The sequence below is a fragment of the Fibrobacter sp. UWH4 genome (assembly GCF_900142475.1).
In the GTDB taxonomy this organism is placed as follows: Bacteria; Fibrobacterota; Fibrobacteria; order Fibrobacterales; family Fibrobacteraceae; genus Fibrobacter.
The window spans coordinates 204,710-228,206 of the sequence record NZ_FRAY01000003.1; the positions used below are offsets into that span (position 1 = coordinate 204,710).

16 protein-coding genes and 1 tRNA gene are annotated in these 23,497 nt (G+C 53.7%); 6 read left to right on the forward strand and 11 right to left on the reverse strand.

The features are described from left to right. Positions 1-427: 427 nt before the first annotated feature. Positions 428-1,534, reverse strand: a complete 1,107-nt coding sequence (gene serC, locus BUA93_RS06210; protein WP_072978302.1) for a 3-phosphoserine/phosphohydroxythreonine transaminase — start codon at positions 1,532-1,534, stop codon at positions 428-430. A 193-nt stretch (positions 1,535-1,727) separates the two neighbouring features. Next, positions 1,728-2,252, reverse strand: coding sequence for an HD domain-containing protein (locus tag BUA93_RS06215; protein ID WP_072978303.1), 525 nt, complete (start codon positions 2,250-2,252; stop codon positions 1,728-1,730). Between the two features lies 1 nt (position 2,253). Here BUA93_RS06215 and BUA93_RS06220 point away from each other — a divergent pair, with 1 nt between their 5' ends. Next, the gene (locus BUA93_RS06220; RefSeq protein ID WP_072978304.1) at positions 2,254-2,445 is read left to right on the forward strand and encodes a hypothetical protein; all 192 of its coding nucleotides are present in this window, start codon (positions 2,254-2,256) and stop codon (positions 2,443-2,445) included. Positions 2,446-2,452: 7 nt separating this feature from the next. Here BUA93_RS06220 and metF read toward each other — a convergent pair whose 3' ends face one another. From metF to BUA93_RS06235, 3 genes are all read right to left on the reverse strand, one after another. Further along, positions 2,453-3,340, reverse strand: coding sequence for a methylenetetrahydrofolate reductase [NAD(P)H] (metF, locus tag BUA93_RS06225; RefSeq protein ID WP_072978305.1), 888 nt, complete (start codon positions 3,338-3,340; stop codon positions 2,453-2,455). 90 nt (positions 3,341-3,430) lie between these two features. Continuing rightward, positions 3,431-3,787 carry an Hpt domain-containing protein gene (locus BUA93_RS06230; protein WP_072978306.1) on the reverse strand — a complete coding sequence of 119 codons (357 nt, stop codon included), beginning with the start codon at positions 3,785-3,787 and terminating at the stop codon, positions 3,431-3,433. Further along, the gene (locus BUA93_RS06235) at positions 3,765-5,468 is read right to left on the reverse strand and encodes a putative bifunctional diguanylate cyclase/phosphodiesterase (RefSeq protein WP_072978307.1); all 1,704 of its coding nucleotides are present in this window, start codon (positions 5,466-5,468) and stop codon (positions 3,765-3,767) included. The genes BUA93_RS06230 and BUA93_RS06235 overlap by 23 nt, the downstream gene beginning before the upstream one ends. 124 nt (positions 5,469-5,592) lie before the next feature. Between BUA93_RS06235 and BUA93_RS06240 the strand changes: the two genes are divergently transcribed. The 4 genes from BUA93_RS06240 (at position 5,593) to BUA93_RS06255 (ending at position 13,834) form a co-directional block, all read left to right on the forward strand. Further along, positions 5,593-7,635: a PAS domain-containing hybrid sensor histidine kinase/response regulator gene (locus tag BUA93_RS06240; protein ID WP_072978308.1), complete on the forward strand. Its 2,043-nt coding sequence runs from the start codon at positions 5,593-5,595 to the stop codon at positions 7,633-7,635. 4 nt (positions 7,636-7,639) lie between these two features. Further along, positions 7,640-10,564, forward strand: a complete 2,925-nt coding sequence (locus tag BUA93_RS06245) for an amino acid permease (protein WP_072978309.1) — start codon at positions 7,640-7,642, stop codon at positions 10,562-10,564. A 20-nt stretch (positions 10,565-10,584) separates the two neighbouring features. Then, the gene (locus BUA93_RS06250; RefSeq protein WP_072978310.1) at positions 10,585-13,671 is read left to right on the forward strand and encodes a response regulator; all 3,087 of its coding nucleotides are present in this window, start codon (positions 10,585-10,587) and stop codon (positions 13,669-13,671) included. Between the two features lie 89 nt (positions 13,672-13,760). Next, positions 13,761-13,834: transfer RNA gene (locus tag BUA93_RS06255), tRNA-Arg, on the forward strand. Positions 13,835-14,086: 252 nt separating this feature from the next. Here the strand turns inward: BUA93_RS06255 and groL are convergent. The 3 genes from groL to BUA93_RS06270 all read right to left on the reverse strand — a co-directional run bounded on the left by groL (position 14,087) and on the right by BUA93_RS06270 (position 17,490). Next, positions 14,087-15,718, reverse strand: coding sequence for a chaperonin GroEL (gene groL, locus BUA93_RS06260; protein ID WP_072978311.1), 1,632 nt, complete (start codon positions 15,716-15,718; stop codon positions 14,087-14,089). Between the two features lie 122 nt (positions 15,719-15,840). After that, on the reverse strand, positions 15,841-16,122 hold the full coding sequence (gene groES / locus BUA93_RS06265) for a co-chaperone GroES (RefSeq protein ID WP_072797286.1): 282 nt from the start codon (positions 16,120-16,122) through the stop codon (positions 15,841-15,843). Positions 16,123-16,404: 282 nt separating this feature from the next. Then, complete coding sequence (locus BUA93_RS06270; protein WP_072978312.1) at positions 16,405-17,490, reverse strand: hypothetical protein; 1,086 nt, start codon at positions 17,488-17,490, stop codon at positions 16,405-16,407. Between the two features lie 101 nt (positions 17,491-17,591). Here BUA93_RS06270 and BUA93_RS06275 point away from each other — a divergent pair, with 101 nt between their 5' ends. Further along, positions 17,592-18,308 (forward strand): OmpA family protein, encoded by a 717-nt coding sequence (locus BUA93_RS06275; protein WP_072978598.1) that lies wholly within the window; start codon positions 17,592-17,594, stop codon positions 18,306-18,308. Between the two features lie 56 nt (positions 18,309-18,364). Here the strand turns inward: BUA93_RS06275 and BUA93_RS06280 are convergent, their stop codons facing one another. The 3 genes from BUA93_RS06280 to BUA93_RS16200 all read right to left on the reverse strand — a co-directional run bounded on the left by BUA93_RS06280 (position 18,365) and on the right by BUA93_RS16200 (position 23,452). Beyond that, positions 18,365-19,198 (reverse strand): CvfB family protein, encoded by an 834-nt coding sequence (locus tag BUA93_RS06280; protein ID WP_072978313.1) that lies wholly within the window; start codon positions 19,196-19,198, stop codon positions 18,365-18,367. A gap of 46 nt (positions 19,199-19,244) precedes the next feature. Beyond that, on the reverse strand, positions 19,245-21,791 hold the full coding sequence (locus BUA93_RS06285; RefSeq protein ID WP_072978314.1) for a DNA gyrase/topoisomerase IV subunit A: 2,547 nt from the start codon (positions 21,789-21,791) through the stop codon (positions 19,245-19,247). A gap of 197 nt (positions 21,792-21,988) precedes the next feature. Then, positions 21,989-23,452: a hypothetical protein gene (locus tag BUA93_RS16200; RefSeq protein ID WP_175547380.1), complete on the reverse strand. Its 1,464-nt coding sequence runs from the start codon at positions 23,450-23,452 to the stop codon at positions 21,989-21,991. Between the last annotated feature and the right edge of the window lie 45 nt (positions 23,453-23,497).

The following is a 23,497-nucleotide window of genomic DNA, read 5'->3' on the forward strand; positions in this document are numbered from 1 at the left end:
TTGTCGCTTTTGAGTGTCTTATAGGTGTTTTTTTTATGTGCGAAGTAATGTGCGACCTATAAATGATGATTGATCGTTATTTTATAGGTGTTTTTTTCTTGGATTTTGAGATTTCATGTAGTTAATTTGTTTGTAAAATGCAAAAAAGTACCTATAAAATGTTGCCTGTGAAAATGTTTATAGGTACATCTTTCTAATCATTTTGTTTTGCGTACCTATAAAGTCTTTTTTCTGTTTGACTTTATAGGTGGTTCTTGCCAAAATAAAAGCCCCAGCATTGAGCTGAGGCTTTTTGAATGATTTTTGCGTTCTGGCTAATTCTTAGCCTTTGAACTTTGGACTCCCGCATTCGCGTGAGCCCAAGTTCTTGGCATTAGCCTTAAAACGTTGGACTTTCGCTGTCGCTCAAGTCCAAGTTCTTGGCTAATTAGCCGAGAACTTTCTTTTCGAAGTCGCCGAGGCAGTCAACGAGGGCCTGCACGCCTTCGACCGGCATCGCGTTGTAGATGGATGCGCGGAAGCCACCCACGGAGCGGTGACCCTTGAGCTGCTGCAGACCGCGAGCCTTTGCGAATTCGAGGAATTCCTTGGCGAGATCGTCTGCCTTGTCAGCGGCAACCACGTCCTTGTTGAACACGAACGGAACGTTCATGATGGAGCGGTCTTCCTTGGCAGCGGTACCGACGAACACCTTGGAGTTGTCGAGGGCGCTGTAAAGGAGAGCAGCCTTGCTGCGGTTCACCTTTTCGATAGCATCCACACCACCGAATTCCTTGAGCCACTTGAGGGTGCGGTTCATCACGTACACGGCGAATACCGGAGGAGTGTTGAACATGTTGGCAGCGTCGATGTGGGTCTGGAAGTTGAGCATGGTCGGGATGGTGCGGTTCACCTTGCCGAGAAGGCCCTTCTTGATAATCGTCACGGTCACGCCAGCGCAGCTGATGTTCTTCTGGGCGCCGCCGTACACAACGCCGAAGTCGGACACGTTGATCTTGCGGGCGAGGAAGTCGGAGCTCACGTCAGCCATGAGGAAGCCGGACTTCGGCTTCGGGAAGTTGTGCCATTCGGTACCGTAGATGGTGTTGTTGGCCGTCACGTGGAGGTAGGTCGCGTTGTCGCTGAGCTTCAGGTTCTTGTCGATGCGGCTGTAAGTTTCGGACTTGGTGTCGCAAGCGGCGAGAGCGTTACCGAACTGCTTGGCTTCCTTGTAGGCCTTGTTTGCCCAAACGCCAGTCAGAGCGTAGTCTGCCGTAGCGTCCTGGTCCAAGAAGTTCATCGGGAGCATGCAGAACAGAAGGGAGCAACCACCACCGAGGAAAACGATGTCGTAGTCTTCAGGGATGCCCATCAATTCGCGGAGGTACTGTTCCGTCTGGGCGAACATGTTTTCAATCGGCTTTGAACGGTGACTCATGGAGAGAATGCTGATGCCGCTGTTTTCGAAGTCGATGCATGCAGCAGATGCTTCCTTGAGTGCCTGTTCGGGCAGGACAGACGGTCCTGCGCTAAAGTTATAGACTTTATTTGCCATGGTTGTGTTCCTTTTTGTTTTGCCCTTTTGGGGCTTTATAATTACGCGCGTAAAAATAGCAAAATACACCCCGTTCGGCTACATCAGAAGCAATAAAAAAATTTGATGGGAGTGTATAGAAAAAGCCCCGTTTGGACGGGGCTTGGCTTAATGGATTGAGATCCTTCGACTTCGCTCAGGATGACACTGTAAATTACACGCCGAGCGCTTCGATAGCGGCTTGGTACTTCTTGAGGCGGAACTTGGTCTTGAGTTCGCGGCGTTCCTGGCGCTTGATGTACTTGTCTTCCAAAAGAACGTTCAGAATGGCGCTCTTGGCCTTGGCCATCAGCGGATCGTTCTTGAGGGTGCCCATGAAATTTACGAATTCCTTTTCGCGGGCTTCGTAATTCGCTTCTTCGGCGGGAACGCCTTCGGCCATAAGCTTGCAGCTGTATTCGTCGATCCAGCCCTGGTTCTTGTGGTAAGTCATCTTCTGGATCTTTTCGACCATGTCGGCCGGAACGCCCATGGCGATCACTTCTTCAGGGGTTTTCTTGGTAGTGTCGGTAATCAAGTCCTGCAAAATGGCGAGTGTCTGGACTTCTTCGGATTCACCCTTGTTCTTCAAGAAGTCCGCGACGTTTTGGAGAAAATCGATATAGGGGCCACCGGCCTTGTCTGTTTGGTTCTTATGGACATCGGCGGCAATTTTGTAAGCTTCTGCGTAAGAGAGCATAATGATCCTTTTAAAAAATAAAACTATCGGTGCTAATCGCACTATACCCTCAATATATATAAAGATTTCAAGAAAAAGTGTCACGTTTTTGTCTTATTTTTCAAAAAAAGGCTTTTTTTCAAATTTAGGGCAAAAAAAAGCCCCAGCAAGGCTGTTGGACCATTTTGCCGGGGAGTATTCCAAGTTGGAATAGGGACTTTTTAGGCGAAGTTCTTGCCCAAAATGGCGGAGACGTTCTTCAGGATTCCTTCGGCGACGTCCGGCTTGTTCATGGAGTAAACGTGTACGTTTGTGATGCCGTTGGCGTACAGGTCGATGATCTGGTCGCTGGCATAAATGATACCGGCCTGCTTCATGGCGTCGGGGTCGCTGCCGAACTTGTCCACAAGCGATTTAAAGCGCTGCGGCATAAAGGAACCGGAAAGCTTGATGGCGCGTTCTACCTGGTTCGCATTCGTGATGGGCATAATGCCTGGGAGCACCGGGCAGTTCACGCCCGCATCGCGGAGCTTGTAAAGGAAGCTGAAGAAGAGGTTGTTGTCGAAAACCATCTGCGTCGTGAGGAAGTCGGCGCCGGCGTCGACCTTTTCCTTGAGGTGTTTGATGTCTTCGGCCTGGTTGGCGCTTTCGGGGTGCTTCTCGGGGTAGCAGGCGGCTCCGATGCAGAAGTCCGCGTCTGCGTCCTTGAGTTCACGGATGAGTTCCACGGCGTAGTGGTAATCACAGTTGTCGCGACCGTTTGCAATCAGCTCCGGCGTGAGGTCGCCACGGAGCGCCATCACGTTCTTGATGCCTGCGGCCCTCATATCTTCGATGCGCTGGCGGATGGTTTCCTTGCTGCTGGAGACGCAGGTGAGGTGGGCGAGCATCGGGATGCCGAACTTTTCCTTGAGGTTCTTTGCAATCTGGAGCGTGTACTGGCTCACGCCGCCACCGGCACCGTAAGTCACGCTCATAAAGGCGGGACCGAGGGCTGCAATCGATTCGGTGGCGGCCTTTACGTTATCGAAGCTTGTCTCTTTTTTAGGCGGGAAAACTTCGAACGAAAGGCTCATCTTGTCTTGCTTCAGAATGTCTACAATCTTCATAATTTCTCCGTGGGCGGGCGAACCGGCACCCTAAGTCTATGCAAATATGTTGATACACGCATAAATATAGTAAAAATCTAAAAATAAAGTTTAATCCGCGCAAAGCCTGCCAAGTTCGTCCTTCTTTTCGAGGATGGTATCGAGCAGGCTTTTGTAATCCATGTCGGTATTGTTGCGGAGCAATTCGGTAATTTCTACGATCGACGTGTAGAGCGGCGTGAGCGAGAGGTTGCCGAGGACACCTTTCAGCGCATGGGCCGCCTCGAAGGCGGCTTTCAGGTCTTTCGCGGCAATGGAATCCTTGAGCTTGTCGAAGTAGCCCTCGCCGGGGCCACGAGTTTCAGGTACAGCGCCTCGTTCCCGAAGCAGCGTGCAAGCCCCTCGGCGGTATTTGCCCCAAAAGCGTTCAGTTTTTCGATGGTAATCATGCGCCCCTCCGGCGTTCAAGTTCCTTTTCGATGAAGGGTACAAAGTCCTTCGGCGGGACCGGCTTCGAGAAGAAGTATCCCTGGATAATCTGGCAGCCCATTCCCTTGAGGGTATCGAGCTGCGACTGCGTTTCTACGCCTTCCGCTACGGCAGGAATCTTGAGGAATTTCGCGATGCCCGCCACAAGTTCCACGAGTTTCAGGTTGCGTTCGTCCTTTTCCATGTTGCGCACGAACGACATGTCGATTTTCAGGATGTCGATGGGCAGCGTGGTAATCATGTTCAACGAGGAGTATCCGGAACCGAAATCGTCCATCTCGATGCGGAATCCCTTTTTGCGCAGGTTCTCGATGACCTCGATAAGGCGCTCCATGTTCTCGCAGTAGGCGCTCTCGGTCACTTCAAGCATATATTCTTCCGGAGAAAGGCCGTTTTCTTCGAGAAGGCGCATAAGTTTCGTTTCCAGTTCCGGGTCCATGATGTCGATGCGGGACACGTTCACGGAAACGGGCACCGTCACGCCGAATACGTCCTTCCATTTGCGGATCTGTTTTGCGACTTCGTTCCAGACAAAGTTGTCTACTTTTTGTATAAGGCCGTTCCCTTCGAACAGCGGGATGAAGTCGCCCGGGCTTATGAATCCGAGTGTCGGGTGTATCCAGCGGATGAGGGCTTCGGCGCTGGTGAGCCGCGGGGTGTCGCCTTCGATGTTGTATTTCGGCTGGTAATAGACAATCAGGTTCTTGTTGTCTATGGCGCTCTGCAAGTCGCGGATGAGAGTTTCCTCGAACATGTAGCGGGAATGCATCTCGTTGTTATAGCGGGTAAACGCCTGCGTCAGGTCGCCGCGGTTCTTGTCGCAGGCGGCCTTCGCGCGGTCAAACCATGCCTCGATTTCCACGTTGCGGTCTACATTTTCCCACAGGCCAAAGCGCACGCGGATGTGGTTCACCTCGAAGAATTCGGTAAGGATTTCCTGGACGATGTTGCGGATGTTGTCGTAGCTTTCCTGGTGCGTCGCGAAGATATAGAACGTGTCTGCGTCTGCACGGCAGGCGATGGCGTTCATGGGGGCGAGTTCATTCTTGAGCGCGCTACCGATTTCTGCAAGCAGGCGGTCGCCAAAGTCCCTTCCGCAGAACTCGTTCACCAGGTGGAACTGTTCGATGTCAAATACTATTGCGTCGCGGGGAATGTCCCTGCTCCACAGCTCGATCTGGCGGATGTATTCAAAGAAGTAATCCTTGGTGTAAAGGCCGGAAATATGGTCGCGTTCCGTCTGGCGGATAATGTCCTGGTCTTCGAAGAGTTCGATGATTTTTTCGCAGCGGGCGAGCACTACCTCGGGCATGTCGAAGGGCTTCGCGATAAAGTCGGCGGCGCCCAGTTTGAGACTGCGGACTTCGGATTCCTTTTCGGAGGTCATCACGATGACCGGAATGCGCTTGAGTGTTTCGGTGGTTTCTCTTTTTTTCAGGAATTCAAACCCGTCCATCACGGGCATAAGCAGGTCCAGCAGGATAAGCGAGAACCGTTTGTCTTGCCTGGAGAGTGCTGCGAGGGCTTCCTTGGCGTTGTCGGCATATTCGACGTCGTAGTTCACGGAAAGGATATTACCCAGGATTTCTCGGTTTACCACTTCGTCGTCTACGATAAGGACGTGTCTTTTGACGGTAGTGATCTGGCGTAGTTTTTTCATTGGAGAAAACTCCTTGTATCCATGGATAAATATATGTAAAAAGAAATAAAAAAGTATCGGATTGTGCGACAAAGCAGTTTTTTTAGATATCTTTAAAACAGAATTACCAGAGTACGAGGTCCCTATGTTCGGTCGACACTTTCCCCTGAGCGAACAGGCTTTGCAAGTTATCGAGCAGATCGGCGAAGACATGCCGGGCGGTTTTTTCATTTACAAGGCGACTGGCAACGAGGAACTGCTATACGCAAACAAGGCCGTGTTCAAGATTTTCGGCTGCGAAACACTTGAAGAGTTCAAGCAGCTTACGGGCTATACCTTCAAGGGGATGCTCTATCCGGACGACTACGAGAAAGTTTCTGTTTCCATTGTGGACCAGATCGAAAAGAGTCAGGGTAATCTGGACTACGTGGAATACCGAATTGTCCGCAAGGACGGCAAGATACGCTGGCTCGACGACTACGGCCATTACGTGAACTCCGATGTTTACGGCGGACTCTTCTACGTGTTTATTTCGGACATTACCGAAAAGCGCGTGCAGATGGAGGCGGACAAGGCTGTATTTGCTGCAGTTATCGATGCGCTGAGCCGCGCGTACTACGCCGTATGGCTCATCAACGATATTGCGACCGGGAGTTTCTCGCTGTTCCGTGCCGACACCTCCGATGGCAGCATCCACGCGAGACCCACCAACGAGGCCCTGGAACTGCTCACCTTTGAGGACGCCAAGGCGAACTACATCAACAACTATGTTGCCCCGTCGGACAGGGAACACCTGGAAAAGGAACTGACGCTTGAAAACATTGTGGCGAACACCACGAGCAAGAAGGTTTTCGGCGTAGGGTTCAAGCGCATCGTCGGGAGCGAAGAACGGTACTACCGCATCGAGTTTGCACAGGTGCAGCTCCCCAATGGCAAGACAGGAATTGTGGCGGGTTTCAAGGACGTGGACGATGACGTGCGCAAGGACCAGGAAATACAGCAGGTGCTGCGCGACGCCATTGACACGGCGAATGCCTCCAGCAAGGCCAAAAGCGACTTCCTTTCGAGCATGAGCCACGATATCCGCACGCCCATGAACGGGATTATCGGCATGACGGCAATCGCGACCGCCCACCTGGACGACCGGGAACGCGTGGAAGACTGCCTCAAGAAAATTTCGGAAGCCTCGAGCCACCTGCTTTCGCTCATCAACGAGGTGCTCGACATGAACAAGATCGAGTCGGGCAAGGTGGAACTGAACGAGGAGAACTTCAACCTCTCGGAACTCGTGGATACGCTGCTTGCGATGACCAAGGCGCAGCTCGAGAGCCACCACCACACCCTGAAGCTTGACGTTGCGGACGTGGTTCACGAAAACGTCATCGGCGACAGCCACCGCATCCAGCAGGTGTTCGTGAACCTGATGAGCAATGCTATCAAGTACACTCCCGATGGCGGGACCATCTCGCTCACGGTGGCGGAAAGGCCCACCAACGCCCATAGTGTCGCCTGCTACGAATTTGTCTTTGAAGACAACGGCATCGGCATGACGGAGGAATTCCAGAAGCACCTGTTCGAACCGTTCACGCGTGCAAACGACAAGAAGACTGCCGCCATACAGGGAACGGGACTCGGCATGACCATTTCGCAGAGCCTCGTGCGCATGATGGGCGGTGACATCCAGGTGAAAAGCAGGCCCGGAGAGGGATCGCGGTTTGCCGTCACCATCTACCTCAAGTTTTTGGACGTGCAGAATGCGGAAGCCCACAAGGAAGACCCGCTCAAGAATCTGGAAGACCTCAAGTTCGAGGGCAAGCGCATCTTGCTGGTGGAAGACCACCCGGTCAATGCGGAAATTGCGAAGAACGTGCTGCAGATGACGGGGCTCGAAATAGAATGGGTCATGGATGGCGCAGCGGCCGTGGAACGGATGGCGGACAGTAGCGAGGGTGAATTCGACCTGGTGTTCATGGATATCCAGATGCCCAACATGGATGGCTACCAGGCGACTGCGGCCATCAGGGCCATGACGACCTATGCAAGGAGAATCCCCATCGTGGCGATGACCGCGAACGCCTTTGCCGACGACATCCGCAAGGCGAAGGAAGTCGGCATGAACGACCATATCTCCAAGCCGCTGGACTTTAAGGAACTTGCAAAAATTTTGCAGAAGTGGATAAGGGTGTAGCGTTATGTTGTCTGAAAAACGCAAAAAATTGTCCGTTTTGAGTGCGTGGGCGCTCTCCTTCGGTTGTGCCGTAGGCTGGGGTGCATTCGTGATGCCCGCGACAACGCTCCTGCCGATTGCGGGCCCCCTGGGAACAGTTATCGCCCTTGTGCTTGGCGCCGTGCTGATGGGTGTTGTCGCCTACAATTTCCACGTCATGATGAACCGCATTCCCGGCACGGGGAGCGTATTCTCCTTTACCAAGCAGCTTTTCGGCTACGACCATTCCTTCCTTTGCACCTGGGCCACGGCCCTTGCGTACCTGGCGGTATTGTGGGCCAATATGTCGGCCTTTGTGCTGTTTATCCGTTTCTTGTTCGGCCCCGTACTGCAAAGGGGCTTCAGTTATACCATCATGGGCTACGAGGTCTGGGCAGGCGAGCTGTTTACCACGCTTGCAATTATACTTCTGTTCGGGTTCATCAGTTGCAGGAACACCAACGTGCTGCGCCTGGTGAATACGGTGCTTGCCCTCATATTCTTTGGCGGTGTGGTCAGCCTGTTTGCAATTATTGCCTGCAAGGGCGGGATTGATTTCTCGGATATGGGCCCGGCCTTTGCGACGGCGGGAGTCGCGAGGGACCATTCCCCCTTGATGCAGATCGTGAACGTGCTGGTGCTTGCCCCCTGGGCATTTGTAGGCTTTGGCGTGGTGAGCTTTGCCTCTTCCACCTATGACTTCAAGCCGAAATACGGTTTCGCCATCATGGTGGCGGCTCTTGCAACCGGAGCGATTGTCTACGCCCTCATAGCTCTTCTTTCGGTTTCGGCAAACCCTGCAGGATCCGGCAATTGGGAAACCTATTTTGCCAACCTGCAAAACTTCAAGGGAATCGATGCCGTCCCGGTATTCCACGCCGTTTTCAGGACCCTCGGCAACGGCGGCCTTATTGTGCTCGCTATAACCATCACGGCGGCCATTTCCACGAGCCTTCTTGGGCTTTACCGAACAATCGGGCGCATGTTCCTGAGCCTCGCCGAAGATTCCGTGATGCCGTCCTGGTTCGGGCATATCAACCGTCACGGCGCCACCAACTACGGCATTATCTACGTGATGCTCCTTTCCTGCATTATTCCGTTCTTCGGGAGAACGGCCATCGGCTGGATTGTGGACATCACCTCCATCAGTGCATCTATCATTTATCTGTATGTTTCTGCGGGGATAGTGAAAATTGCCCGCAGTGAAACCGGCAGGCGAAAGACGGTGCTGAACTTTACCGGAATCCTGGGTGTCGTAATATCCGCCTTCTTCTTTTTCTTCCCGCTTACGCCGACGCTTTGGAACATGAACACAATTGCCACGGAATCCTTCATGATTCTGATGGCGTGGAGCATTGTGGGGTTCGTCGTTTACAGGGCCGTGTTCATGCGCGACCAGGAGAATCGTTTTGGCAAGTCGGCCATCATGTGGGTGACCATGCTGTTCATATTGCTGTTCTCGGCGGTGATGTGGGAACGCCAGGTCACTAACGACGAAACTGAGGATGTCATCGCGCATATCACCGAGTTCCATACGGGCTTGCACGAAAAGATGCATTTGCCCATGACTGAAGGCCAGATAGTCCAGGAAAAGGACTTCATGGAAGAGCAGATGGACCTTGTCCGCGATTCCCAACTGAAGAACAACCTGGTAGAAACGCTCTTCATTATCCTGTGTGTTTTTATCGTGGTGAACATTTACCGCACGCAGCAGCAACGTGAACAGAAACTGGACCACGAAAAGCATATTGCCGAGGAATCCAACAAGGCAAAGACCATATTCCTTTCGAACATGAGCCACGACCTGCGCACGCCCATGAATGCCATTGTCGGCTACACCAACCTGGCGCGCAAACCGGAGGCGACCCCCGAGCAAATCCAGAAATACCTGACCAAGATTGACTCCTCTAACATGTACCTGATGGCCCTCATCAACGATATGCTCGAAATGAGCCGCATCGAAATCGGGAAGATGGAACTGGAAGAGCGGCCCACCGACCTGCGGAAAATGATGGACGAAATCCGCGATATGTTCGAGGCGCAGATGGTGGGCAAGAACATCGCCTTTGCCGTGAAATACGACGGCCTCAGGAACCCGGTGGTGCTCTGCGACAGGAACCGCATGAACCGCGTGATTCTGAACCTGGTCAGCAACGCATTCAAGTTTACTTCGGAAGGCGGGCACGTTTCCGTGACTCTCGCCGAAAAGGAATGTATCGAAGAGGGCATGGCCGCATTCGAAATCCGCGTCAAGGACGACGGTATCGGCATTTCGCCCGAGTTTGCAGACCGCGTGTTCGATGCCTTCGAGCGGGAACGCGTCTCTACCATCAGCGGCGTGCAGGGTACGGGCCTCGGGCTTGCCATTGCAAAGAACGTCGTGACACTGATGGGCGGGACAATCAAGTTTGAATCGACAGTCGGCAAGGGGACGGAATTCTTCGTGAACGTGGAACTGAAGATGGCGAGCGGCACGGAGGTTCCCGAAAGTGGCGAGCGCAATACCTCCATCGCGGCCAAGGCGGATTTCGCGAACATGCGGCTATTGCTGGTAGAAGACATGGAAGTGAATCGCGAACTGGCCAAAATCGTTCTCGAAAGTCTCGGGTTCAAGGTCGAGATGGCGGTAAACGGCAAGCAGGCGGTCGAGATGGTGGAGAATAACCCTGCCGGTTACTACAACGGGATTGTCATGGATATCCAGATGCCCGTGATGGACGGCTGCGAAGCGAGTCGCCAGATTCGAGCGCTCTCCGACAAGAAGAAGGCGGAAGTTCCCATTATCGCCATGACCGCGAATGCCTTTGGCGATGACCTCAAGAAGTCGAAAGAAGCCGGCATGAACGCTCACCTGGCAAAGCCCATCGATGTCGGCATGCTCACGGAAACGCTTGCTCAGTGGGTGCGGTAAAGTTTTAACAGGACAATGTTATGGAAACGAAAAAAAGAATCGGGATTGTAAGTATCGCCACTATCGTGGCCCCCATCATCGTTATCATCCTTGTGCTGGGGACAATCTTCACGGGTCGCCATGCGAGCGGAGATACGGAAAAGGCCGTGCGCAACGTAACGCTCCTCTTTATGAACGAACTCGCGAACCGCCGCGAACAGGTGGTGGCGTCGAAATTGAACGGCTACATCAACGACCTGGATGTGGCGGTGGGCCTGCTTTCAAAAGAAGACCTCGCAAGTACCGCAAGCTTGCAGAGCTACCAGCTCCGCATGAAGCAACTGTACGGTCTAGAAAAGTTCGCCTTCGTGGACACTACGGGTCTCATCTACACATCCCGCGGTACGCGCACCGACATTGATCTCTATAATTTCGATTACAGGACCCTGGCAAAATCCGAAATTTCATTAAAGAAAAACAGTGAAGAAAAGAAGACTGTTGTCATTGCCGTGCCTGTGGACCGTCTTGCCTTTAATGGTCGGGTTTTGGTCGTGTGCTTCATGGAAATCGACATGAACCGCATGCTGGAAGGTATTTCGCTGGAATCCGACCGGCAGGGAATTACATTTTGCAACATCTACTCGAAGGCGGGCAATTCGCTTACGAACCTGGTGCTAGGTGGGCTTGCGAGCGGCGACAATCTGCTTGCCGCCATGGAAAAAGCCAGCTTCGAAAAGGGGTTCTCCATGGAAAAGATGCGCTCCGACTTCGCGAACCACGAGGCGGGCGTCGTTTCCTTCGAGTATAACGGCATCCGTGAAACTATGTACTATGTTCCCATCCATTCTACGGACTGGATGCTGACTTACCTTATCCGCGAAAGCGTCATCTCCGAGCAAATCGGTTCCATTTCGGAAGACATTTTGGAACGCAGCCTTCTGCTATCCGGAATTATCGCGCTAGTGCTCTTAATCGTGTTCCTGATTCTCTTCATGCAAATCAGGCGTACTTCTCAACTCAAGTTAGAAAAAGAGGTGGCCGATGCCGAAAGCCGCATCAAGCAGGAAAAACTGGAAGAACAGCTTGCGCTCCAGCAGAAGTTAGTTGAAGAAGAACGCAAGAGGAACGAACAGCGTACCATGATTACCGCGCTTGCGTCAGATTACCGCAGCGTCTACTACCTGAACCTGGATACCGGAATGGCGATATGCTACCGCAAGGACGGCACCGTTCCGGTACCTTTCAAGGAAGGGGACGAAATCGGCTACCTGGAAAATTTCAAAACCTATGCCGAAAAGTTTGTCGCACCGGAATCTCGCGAAAAGTTCCTCGCCTTTATACAGCCCGAAAACGTGCGCGCGGGTGTCGCGAAGAACAAGATCTATACCTTGCGCTACCTGGCAAACCATGGCGGCAAGGAAAGCTACGAAATGCTGCGCATGGCGGGCGTGCACAATGCCGGCGACGCCCCGGATGCTCCGCTCCGCATTGTGGGCTTCGGCTTCTCCGATATCGACGAGGAAATGCGCGATTCCCTTGCCAAGAGCCAGGCCCTTTCCGATGCGCTCAAGACGGCAGAAGAGGCGAGCAAGGCGAAGACCATATTCCTCTCCAACATGAGCCACGAAATCCGCACGCCCATGAACGCGATTATCGGCCTCGACAGCCTTGCGCTGCACGAACCCGAGATTTCGCCGAAGACGCGCGGCTACCTGGAAAAGATCGGCTCCTCTGCAGAACACCTGCTGAGCCTTATCAACGAGATTCTGGACATGAGCCGCATCGAGAGTGGCCGCACGAAGATCAATAGCGAAGAATTCTCGTTCCCCAAGCTTTTGGAGCAGGTGAACACCATCATCGACGACCAGAGCCGCACCAAGGGCCTGAACTATTCGTGCCATGTGGCGGGCAGTCTGGACGACTACTACGTCGGCGACGTCACCAAGATTCGTCAGATTCTCATCAACATCCTGGGCAATGCGGTCAAGTTCACCCCGAAGGGCGGAAACATCGACCTCAACGTGGAAAAGATTGCCGCGTTCGACAACAAGTCCACGCTCGTCTTCAAGATTAGCGATACCGGTATCGGCATCAGCAAGGAATTCCTGCCCAAGATTTTCGACACGTTCACTCAGGAAAACGCCACCACGGCTTTCGAGTACGGCAGCAGTGGCCTCGGCATGGCGATTACCAAGGGTATCGTCGACATGATGAACGGCAAGATCGATGTGGAAAGCGAAAAGGGCAAGGGGACCACGTTCTGCGTGACGCTCACCCTCAACGACAGCATGCGCAAGCAGGCGACCGACGACGAAATCGAAATCCACCCGAGCGAAATGAGCGTGCTGGTGGTGGACGACGACGAGATTGCCCTGGGGCACGCGAAACTCGTGCTCGGCAAGGCGGGAGTCCTCACCGACACGGTGCTTACGGGCAAGGAAGCGGTGGAGATGGCGAAACTCCACCACGCGAGACGCGAGCCCTACAACCTGATTGTGGTTGACTGGCAGATGCCCGAGATGAACGGCATCGAGACGGCGCGCGAAATCCGCAAGGTGACCGGCGACGAGTCCGCCATTATCATATTGACGGCCTACAACTGGGACGACATCCTGGACGAGGCCCTGGCAGCCGGCGTGGACTGCTTCATTTCTAAGCCCTTGTTCTCGGGAATCCTGCTGGACGAATTCAAGAACGCCCTCCGGCGCAAGAAGGAACACACCTCGCTTGCGAAGAACAAGGCGGAACTTGCCGGAAAGCGGGTTCTCCTTGCCGAAGACATGGATGTCAACGCGCAGATCATGATGGAAGTGCTGAAGATGCGGGACTTGCAGGTGGAACTGGCCGTAAACGGTCGCAAGGCCCTGGAAATGTTCCGCGACCATCCCGAAGGCTACTACGATGCCATCCTTATGGATGTGCGCATGCCCGAAATGGACGGCCTCGAGGCGACAGCCGCCATCCGCAAGCTGGAGCGCTCCGACGCCAAGAAGGTTCCCATTATCGCGCTCACGGCAAACGCCTTCGACGAAGACGTGCAGCGGAGCCTGCAGGTGGGCATGAATGCGCACCTGAGCAAGCCGGTAGAACCCGACGTACTCTTCGAGACGCTCGAGGAATTGCTGTAACCGTAATGAACTTGTTTATATGGGAAATGCGGAATCATTGACGCACATACTTTTTTTGACTATATTTGTGCAACCTTATAAAGAGGTTCGCTCGCGTAGCTCAGTTGGATAGAGCAGCTGCCTTCTAAGCAGCGGGTCGTGGGTTCGACTCCCGCCGTGAGTACGAAAGGCTCCCTTTGGGGAGCCTTTTTCGTACTCCCAGCCGGAACTGCTCGGCAAAGCCGAGCAGCCTCCCGCCGTGAAAGCATCATTGCAGATGCAATAGAAGCGGTGTAGCTTCCCGCCGTGAAATTTTCATTGCCGACGTAACACAAGCGGTGCAGCCTCCCGCCGTGAAGGTGCTCTTTCCTTAAAAAAAACGCCCGGTTCAAGGAACCGGACGTCCATAAGGAGACAGATTTTTTGAAGTATCAGATTACATCATGCCGCCCATGCCCATGGACGGATCCATGGCAGGAGCTGCCGGCTTCGGTTCCTTCTTTTCTGCGATCACGCAGTCAGTGGTAAGAATCATCGAAGCGATGGAGGATGCATTCTTGAGGGCCGTACGGGTCACTTTGGCCGGGTCGATCACGCCAGCCTTGATGAGGTCTTCGTAGGTGTCGGTCTTGGCGTTGTAGCCGAAGCTGTCCTTGCCTTCCTTCACCTTGTTCACCACGACAGAGCCTTCGAGGCCTGCGTTCTGGACAATCTGGCGGAGAGGTTCTTCGATAGCGCGGCGAATGATGGCGGCGCCAGTCTTCTGGTCGGCGTTATCGAACTTGAGGGCGTCAATAGCCTTTTCGGCACGGATGAGGGCAACGCCACCACCCGGAACGATACCTTCTTCGACGGCAGCGCGGGTTGCGTGCATAGCGTCGTCGACGCGGTCCTTCTTTTCCTTCATTTCAACTTCGGTAGCTGCACCGACCTTGATCACGGCAACGCCGCCAGCGAGCTTGGCCAAGCGTTCCTGGAGCTTTTCGCGGTCGTAGTCGCTGGTGGTAGCTTCGATCTGCTTCTTGATTTGGGCGATACGGCCCTTGATAGAAGCGGCGTCACCGGCACCTTCGACGATCGTGGTGTTGTCCTTCGTGATGGTGATGGACTTGGCCTGGCCGAGCACGGTCACCGGAGCGTCTTCGAGCTTAGCGCCAGTGTCTTCGGAAACCAGCATACCGCCAGTGAGGATAGCGATGTCTTCGAGCATGGCCTTACGACGGTCGCCAAAGCCCGGAGCCTTGACGGCTGCAACCTTCAGGGTGCCGCGCATCTTGTTAACGACGAGCGTTGCGAGAGCTTCGCCATCGACGTCTTCGGCGATGATGAGGAGGGACTTGCCCTGCTTTGCCACGTGTTCGAGCATCGGCAGCAAATCCTTCATGGTAGAAATCTTCTTGTCGTACAGCAAGATGTACGGATTTTCGAGGGCCACTTCCATGCTGTCGGTGTTGGTCACGAAGTACGGAGAGAGGTAGCCGCGGTCGAACTGCATACCTTCGACAACGTCGAGAACAGTTTCAGCGGTCTTGGATTCTTCGATGGTGATGACGCCATCGTTACCGACTTTTTCCATAGCATTGGCGAGGAGTTCGCCAATTTCGGGGTCGTTGTTTGCAGAAATCGTTGCGACCTGGGCAATGTGTTCCTTGCCGTTGATCTTCACGGCCATCTTGCCGATTTCGGTAATGACAGCGTCAACGGCGGCGTCCATACCGCGCTTGATATCCATCGGGTTTGCACCGGCGGCCACGTTCTTGAGGCCTTCGCGAGTAATAGCCTGGGCGAGCACGGTAGCGGTGGTGGTACCGTCACCAGCAGCGTCAGAAGTCTTGTTGGCGACTTCCTTGGCCATCTGGGCGCCGAGGTTTTCGTAGGCGTCTTCCAGTTCCACTTCCTTAGCGACGGACACGCCGTCCTTGGTGACGTTCGGGGCACCGAAGGCCTTTGCGATCATCACGTTGCGGCCCTTAGGACCGAGGGTGACCTTGACTGCGTTGGCGAGTTTGTCGACACCCTTCATCAGGGATTCGCGAGCTGCTACATCAAACTTAAGTTGCTTTGCCATTTTTGTTTTCCTTTTTTAAAATTTTGAAAAAGTGGTTAGTGATTAGTGGTTGGTGGTTAGTTTTTATAATCGCGGCGAAGCCGCCTAACTTAACCTGTTTACTGCCTACTGTTTACTAACCACTACAGAGTAGCGATGACGTCCGATTCCTTCACGATGAGGTAGTTTTCGCCGTCGACGGAGACTTCCGTTCCGCTGTACTTGCCGTAAAGCACCACATCGCCGACCTTGACTTCCATGGCAACGAGTTCACCCTTGTCGTTCTTGCGACCCGGGCCCACGGCCACAACCTTACCCTGCATCGGCTTTTCCTTGGCGTTGTCCGGGATAAAGAGACCCGAGGAGGTCTTCTGTTCGGCTTCTGCCGGCTTGACGACGATTCGATCTGCAAGAGGCTTAATCATTTTCACTTTTCCTTTTTTGCGGGTGGTTTCGCACCCATTGATTGAACTGTTTTGCCCAAATTGGTAGTCCAACTTGGACTATTTATTTTGTTTCGCCCAATATAAAGCAATTTCCGTGCCAAGAAAAGTTGCTGGCCTAGGCGGGTAAAAAAACGTTGAAATTCTACTAAAACCGCAATATTTTAAGCCTAAATGCCTCGCTGCGGGGTAAAAAAGAAAAAGGAATGTTCCTTTTTGAAACACTCCTTTTAAAGCGTAACCGTTTGTTTAAATTTGAAACAATTACTTGATCGTGCTAGTCAGGCGGAAGGCGAGGCCAACGTCGCTCATTTCGTTTTCGCTGTAGACACTGAGCTGGATCTTGGACTTGCCGATGCTCTTGACGTAGGCGACGGTCCATGCCCAGTCGTCGTAAGTGTGGTTCGGCACGGCGTAAAGGTTGTCGCGCTTGTTGATGTATTCCCATTCGACCATGAGGTGGCTCATCAGGGTGTTCAAGATGCCTTCGCTCGGGGCGAAATCAAGACCCAGGTAGAAGGGCTGGTAGTAGATGCCCGGCTGGAAGTACTTGGATTCGGGGGCGATGTAGTTGTCCACTTCGGTGTTGATGTCGTCGTCTTGCGTGTAGATGCAGGCGTATTCACCGTAGGCGCGGAGAATGGGGAAGAGGTTGAAGCTGGCGTAGGCGGCCACGCGGTGGGTCACGTAGGCGGTGTTCTGTACCACGTCGACGAGGTTGGAACGGTAGGCGACCTTGACTTCCAGCGGGAAGGTGAACTTCATGTCGTCTTCGATACGGATGTAGCCCTGGTTGGCGGTGCCGTTCTTGGCGGCAATCATGGCGTTCAGCTGGTTGAGGCCGCTCTTCCAGCCGAGTTCAACGGCGTTGTGGCTATAATCGCGCATCCAGAGACCGCGCTTGGTGAGATCCTTGTCTACATAGGTACCGAAGTTGGTGGACTGCGACCAGTCAGTTTTCCAGCGACCGATTTTCAGGTTGACCTGGTCGGCTGCGCCGAGAGCCCATTTATAGTTGACCCAGTAGAGGTCGGCGAGAATCTTGTCCTGTGCGGACTTGGTGGTCTTGGTCTTGCCGTCGGCATCGGTGGATACGTCGGTCACGTTCTTGTTGCCGAATTCAGGAGCAAAAATGCGGAGCATGATGGTTCCGTCCAGGTTGTCGCTCTTGTACTGGCCACCGATGTTGGCGCGGATCCAGCCGCTGCTGAAGTTGTTGTCTTCGTCGGCGATGGACTTGGTGACTTGAGTCTGTACGTTGCCCTTGAGGGTCATGTTGTCGACGACGTCGGCTGCGAAGGCGGAAACGCCCATGGCGAGAGCGGCCGCTGCGATTTTCCTGAAGTTCATGAATACTCCTTAGAAGTTTAATTTCGATTCCAAATTTAGAATATGCGATGTGTTTTGCAAGGAATTTTTTTATTTTTGGCGCGTTTTTAAAGGGAGTGTTTATGAACCGTTTCGGATATGCCGCTTTGTTTGTCGTTATGTTGGCGTTCGGCCAGCCGCTGTGCGCCCGTGATCTGGAGCCGAATAAGACGCACGCCGTGTTGACCGTGACTTTTACCAATGAAGAGGATGTTCCGCAGGCGAAAAAGAAACTGATGTTCGTTGGACAAAATGACCCGAAGAAAAAAATTACGGTGACCACCGATAGCGAGGGAGAAGTGACCTTCCATATCCCGCGCGAAGATTCCTACACGATTTTTTGTGAAAGCCTGACTGGATATTTTGAATGCGGCAACACGCCGTATGTCTCGACGACGGCGAGTACGGGCGGAATTACGGTGACTTTTGACGATACCCGCGTGGAACTGACCGGCGTGACCTTCAAGGCGGGAAGTGCTGAACTAGAGCCGAATTCGCTTGCGACTCTCGACGCGGCAATCGCGGGGCTGAAGAGAAATCCGAAGGCCAGGATCGAAATCCAGGGACATACCAGTTCCGAGGGCGACGACGAGATGAACCAGAGGCTGTCGGAGGCGCGTGCGTATGCCGTGCTGCAGTACATGAAGGAAAACGGCATTGACTGGGGGCGTCTATCGGCAAGCGGTTACGGTTCTTCGCAACCACGCGCGACGAACAGCACCGAGGAAGGCCGCAAGAAAAACCGCCGTATCGAGCTTCGCGTTTTGAACGAAGACGAAGTCCCGGTGGAGTATAAATAGAGCTTAGAACTTAGAGCTTAGAACTTAGAGCTTAGAAAAAAATTAGGTTCTACCAACTAACTTTTGCGGAAGCCGTCGTCGCCGAGGACGATTTTACCTTCGCGGAAGAGCGTGCCCAGAATTTTCTTGAAAGTCTTCTTGGACATATTGAATTCGCGGCGAATTTCTTCGGGATCGCTGTGGTCCCCGTAGGGGAGGAATCCGCCTGCTTCTTCAAGTTTCTTGAGGATAGCGGCGGGGCTTTCGCTCTTCATGATGCCCTTGTAGCCTACAGGCGTGAGGTTCAGCGTAATCTTACCGTCTTCGGTGAATCGCTGGATGTAACCGGACATCGTGTCGCCAATGTAGATGCGCGGCGTGTTCGGCGTGACCATGAGGCGACCCGTGTAGCGGTAATCGACGAGGAAGTCGATGTGGTCGCGGGTGACCTCGTAGGCGGCGAGCTGCACATGCTGCCCCAGGTGAAGCTCAGAGGTGTCCGTATCGAGGAAACTCTTGATTTTTTCGGTCGCGACGATGCGGTTGCTCTTGTCGTCTTCGAGGATGTAGACGACGCAGCGGTCTCCGCGACGGAGTTCGCCGAGTTGCTGCTTGAACGGCAGGAACAGATCCTTGTTGAGGCCCCAGTCCAAGAAGGCACCGTAGCGGTTCACGTCCTTGACCTCGAGGACTGCGAATTCACCGACGGTAGCGTAGGGTTTATCGAGGGTCGCGATGGGGCGGTCTTCGGAATCCATGTAGACGAATACATCGAGAACTTCACCCTCTTCGAGTGAAAATTCTTCCCGTTTGCCGGGGAGCAGCACGCGCCCGCCTGTTTCAAGTTCCAGGTAGTAGCCCTGCGGCATGATTTCTTCGACGCGGGCGCGGTTGTATTTGCCTAATTCCATTTGGACCTTCCGTTCAATTTTAATTTGTATAAAGTTCTATAGTCCGTTAGTCAAAGAGTTCCGGGTCGGATTCGTCAGAGCCTTCGTCTTCGCTGGATCCGTCGTCGAATGAGTCGGGCGGGGTAATGCGGGTGGCGCGCTTCACCTTCTTGGCGGTGAACTTGCTACCCAGAGCCTTGTAGCCCTTGACTTCGGCGACCTCGGTGAGGTCCAGTTCTTCCTTCTGGACTTCGCGGCCTACCTGGTATTCCATGAGTTCACGGGCGTCTTCTGTCGCGAAGAATTCAATCATCTGCGTATCCTTGTGGTCGGACACGAGGTTGAATTCCGTGGTCATGGGGCAGCCTTCCAAGTTGAAACGCTTGACCATGTAGTTGAAATTGCCGCCTTCGAAGTAGAGGATCGTAAAGACTTGTTCCGGATCGAACTTGTGGATGTACTTGACTCCGGTACCCACGAGAATCGGATCGGCCATGTCGTGCACGCGGGCGGTACCGTTTTCCTTGACAATCAGGATCTTGTCCTTTTCGCCGAATTCACCGATGCGGTCACCCTTCTTCTGGGTGCTGATGATGCCGGCTAGGGCGTCAAAGTAGAGAACGCGGGCGCCCAAGGTGCTAACACCCTTGCGGACGCGCTTGATGCTCTTGACCGGGTACTTGGTCACAATGTTACCCATGGCGCCACGGCCCTTCACGTCGATGGAGCTGAAATCCACCTCGAAGTTGAGCTTGGTGCGCGGACGCGGCTTGAGCGTGACTTCCACGACTTCGGCTTCGCCGTTCAGGTTGCTGGACATGTACAGAATCTTGCTGCCCGGCTTGCCCTTACCCATAAAGTAATCCTTGTCGCGGGTAACGCCACCCACGTTGAATCGCTTGATGTAGTAGGCCCCGTCCTTGCCGTCTTGGTGAATCACGTTGTAAATGTGGCGGTCGTCGTCCTTCTTGAACTTTTCGACGAGCAAGATGTTCTTGCCCACAAAGTCCTTGTCGCTGACCTTGACGACCTTGAAGCTGCCGTCGGCCTTGAATACGATCAGGTCGTCGTATTCGGACACGTCGAAGAGGTATTCTTCCTTCTTCATGCCGGTGCCGAGGAAGCCTTCCTTGCGGTTCACGTAGAGTTTCTGGTTTGCAAGAGCCACGTGCACGGCTTCCACCTTGCCGAATTCCGCAATCTGCGTGCGGCGTTCCTTGCCTTCGCCGTACTTCTTCAAGATGTTCTTGAAGTGCTCGATGGTGTATTCGGTGATGTGTTCCTGATTGTACTTGCAGGTGGCGATGCTTTCTTCCAGTTCGCGCAAAAGCTGGTCGGCCTTTTCACGGTCGTAATGGCTGATGCGGCGGATCGGAATTTCGATGAGCTTGCCGATTTCTTCGTCCGTGATTTCCTTGCGGTGCAGGCGTTTGACATAGGGCATAAGGCCTTCGCGCACGAAGTTGATAATCTGCTCGCGGTCTTTTGCCTTCTTGATGACCTCGTAAACTTCCTTCTCGATAAAGATTTTTTCGAGGGTGGTCATGTGCCACTTGTCTTCGAGGTGCTTGAGTTCGTTGGCGAGTTCCCATTCCAGGAGCTTGACCGTGTGCTCCGTGTTCATACGCAGAATGTCGGAGACGCCGAGGAATTTCGGGTGCTTGTCGACGATCACGCAGGTGCACGGAGAAATGGACTTTTCGCAGTCGGTAAAGGTGTAGAGGGCGTCGATGGCGACCTGCGGGTCGGTGCCCGGCTGCAGGTGCACGAGGATTTCGACTTCTTTACTTGTGTTGTCGTCGACGTGCTTAATCTTGATTTTACCCTTGTCGTTAGCCTTCACGATGCTTTCGATCAGGCTTACGGTAGTGGTGCCGTAGGGGATTTCGCGGATGGCGAGTGTCTTGTTGTCGACCTTTTCAATCTTCGCGCGCACGCGGACCTTGCCGCCGCGCTGGCCGTCGTTGTAGTCGCTCACATCGATGATGCCGCCCGTGAAGAAATCCGGGTACAGCGTAAACTTCTTGCCCTTCAGAATCGCGATGCTTGCTTCGCAGAGTTCGCGGAAGTTGTGGGGGAGGATCGAGGTCGAAAGACCCACGGCAATGCCGTCTACGCCTTGTGCCAAGAGCAGCGGGAACTTGACCGGGAGCGTCACCGGTTCCTGGCTGCGGCCGTCGTAGCTCGGAATCCATTCGGTGGTTTCGGGGTTGAACACGACGTCGATTGCGAACGGCGTGAGGCGGCCTTCAATATAACGCGGTGCTGCGGCGCGGTCGCCCGTGAAGGGGTTACCCCAGTTACCCTGGGTGTCAATCAGCAAATTTTTCTGGCCGAGGCCCACGAGTGCATCGCCAATGGAGGCGTCGCCGTGCGGGTGGTAGGCCATGGTTCGACCGACGATGGTGGCCACCTTCTGGTAGCGGCCGTCGTGGTTTTCGAAAAGGGAATGCAAAATGCGGCGTTGCACCGGCTTAAGTCCGTCCTCGTAGTACGGAACGGCGCGGTCCAAAATCACGTAGCTCGCGTAGTCCAGGAACCACCCGTCGTAGAGTTTTTCAAGGTGGTTCACGTTCGAAAGTCCAAGGGTCGAATCTTTAGTTTCTTCGCTCATATTTTAAACTCTAATTAAAACTCTATGGATTGCTTCGTCGCCTAAGGCTCCTCGCAATGACGTTTATGGCTTAAATTTCAAAGTACGGACACAATGTAGTAAAAAATCTCGTCAAAAAAATGACACTACTGCACAAAGGTGCAAAAAAATCCCCCGGCCGGGCCGGAGGATTTGGTCTTAAGCTTGAATCGTTTCGATTAGAAGCTGAATACGGTTTCGACACCGAAGTAGAGGTTCAGGTCTTCGCCGTAATCCTTGGTGCTTACGAATGCTTCGTGACCGTCCTTTTCCCAGTCGTCACCCATGGGGAGGATCGCCATGGCGAAGCCCGTGACGTCAAGACCGTCGACTGGAGAGAAGTAGATACGGGTACCGAAGTTGAGTGTGCCGAGGTCGGTGTCATCTTCAAGAGAGTTTGTATGCAGTTCGCCGAGGAGGCCGATGGTAACGGCGTCTGTCAGCTTGATGTCGCCTTCACCGTAGGCAAACATGTATTCAGGAAGTTCGTTATCGTGAACGGTCGGAGTCTTGTCATCGAGCAGGGCGTAGAAGAAACCGCCCTTGATGTTCACATTGGAAACCTTGAAGGACGGTTCTGCCAAGAAGGCGTGCGTGGCCTTCGGGTCGTCTTCGGTCAGACGGTCGGCATGCAAGCCGTAAACGGCGTGGATGGCGAACGGACCAAATTCAAGAGCGGCTTCCAAACCGGCGTGCAGTTCGTTAGCCTTGGCTTCCTGCCAGCTCTTGTAGTGTGCGAACGGACGCAGGGACTGACCTGCATAGTCGAACTGGTAAGCGACATGAGCGTCGTAGCTCTTGCCCATGCTAGCATAGCAGTTGGGAATCGGATTGCCATTTTCGTCAACGGCATCGACGCAGACGGTGTGGATGTCATTGCTGCCACGACCAAAGCCCAAGCCGAGCTGCAGACCATAGAGGTCGAGTTCAAGACCGCGAATGTCGTGTTCCTTCATACCGGCGGCATTATCTGCGGGGTCATCGTAGTCGTAGTAGTTGAATGCGCCTTCCGCATGGGTCAGGTCACCGAACTTGAATACCGCGTTTTCGCTATGCTGGTATTGGACAAATGCTACGTTGTAATGGACACCCGGGGCTTCGTTGTCGGCATCGGCTTCGAGTTCTACGAAGGCAGACCAATTTTCGTTGAACTTGACATCAAAGTCCACGTCAACAGTTGACCAGTAGTCGTGGGTCAGTTCCTTCTTGTCGTCATTTTTCCAGTGGCCGTAAGCGTCAAATTCGGCCTGGCCGGAAATCTTGAATTCCATGGCCTTCGTCGCTGCAGGGGCTTCATCTGCCTTGGTGATGTTCAGACGGTCAACGAGAGAACCTTCGTTGCCTTCAGCCTTCTTGGCTTCTTCGGCCTTCTTTGCTTCTTCGGCCTTCTTGGCTTCTTCTGCAGCCTTTGCTTCTTCGGCCTTCTTGGCTTCTTCGGCGGCTACGGCCTGCTGGTCTGCGGCCGGTGCGGCGCTCTGTGCTGCAGGAGCGGCGGCGGGTTGAGCGGCGTCAGCCTTGGGGGCTTCGGCAGCGGGTTGTGCAGCGGGTGCGGCAGCCGGGGCTGCATTTGCAGGAGCAGCCTGGGCAAGGGCGCTGGCGGCGGCAAGGCCGAGCACGATTGCGGAAAGTTTCATGGATTTCATTATTACTCCTTTAAGCGGATTGGTTTATAATTCGTGTAAAATATA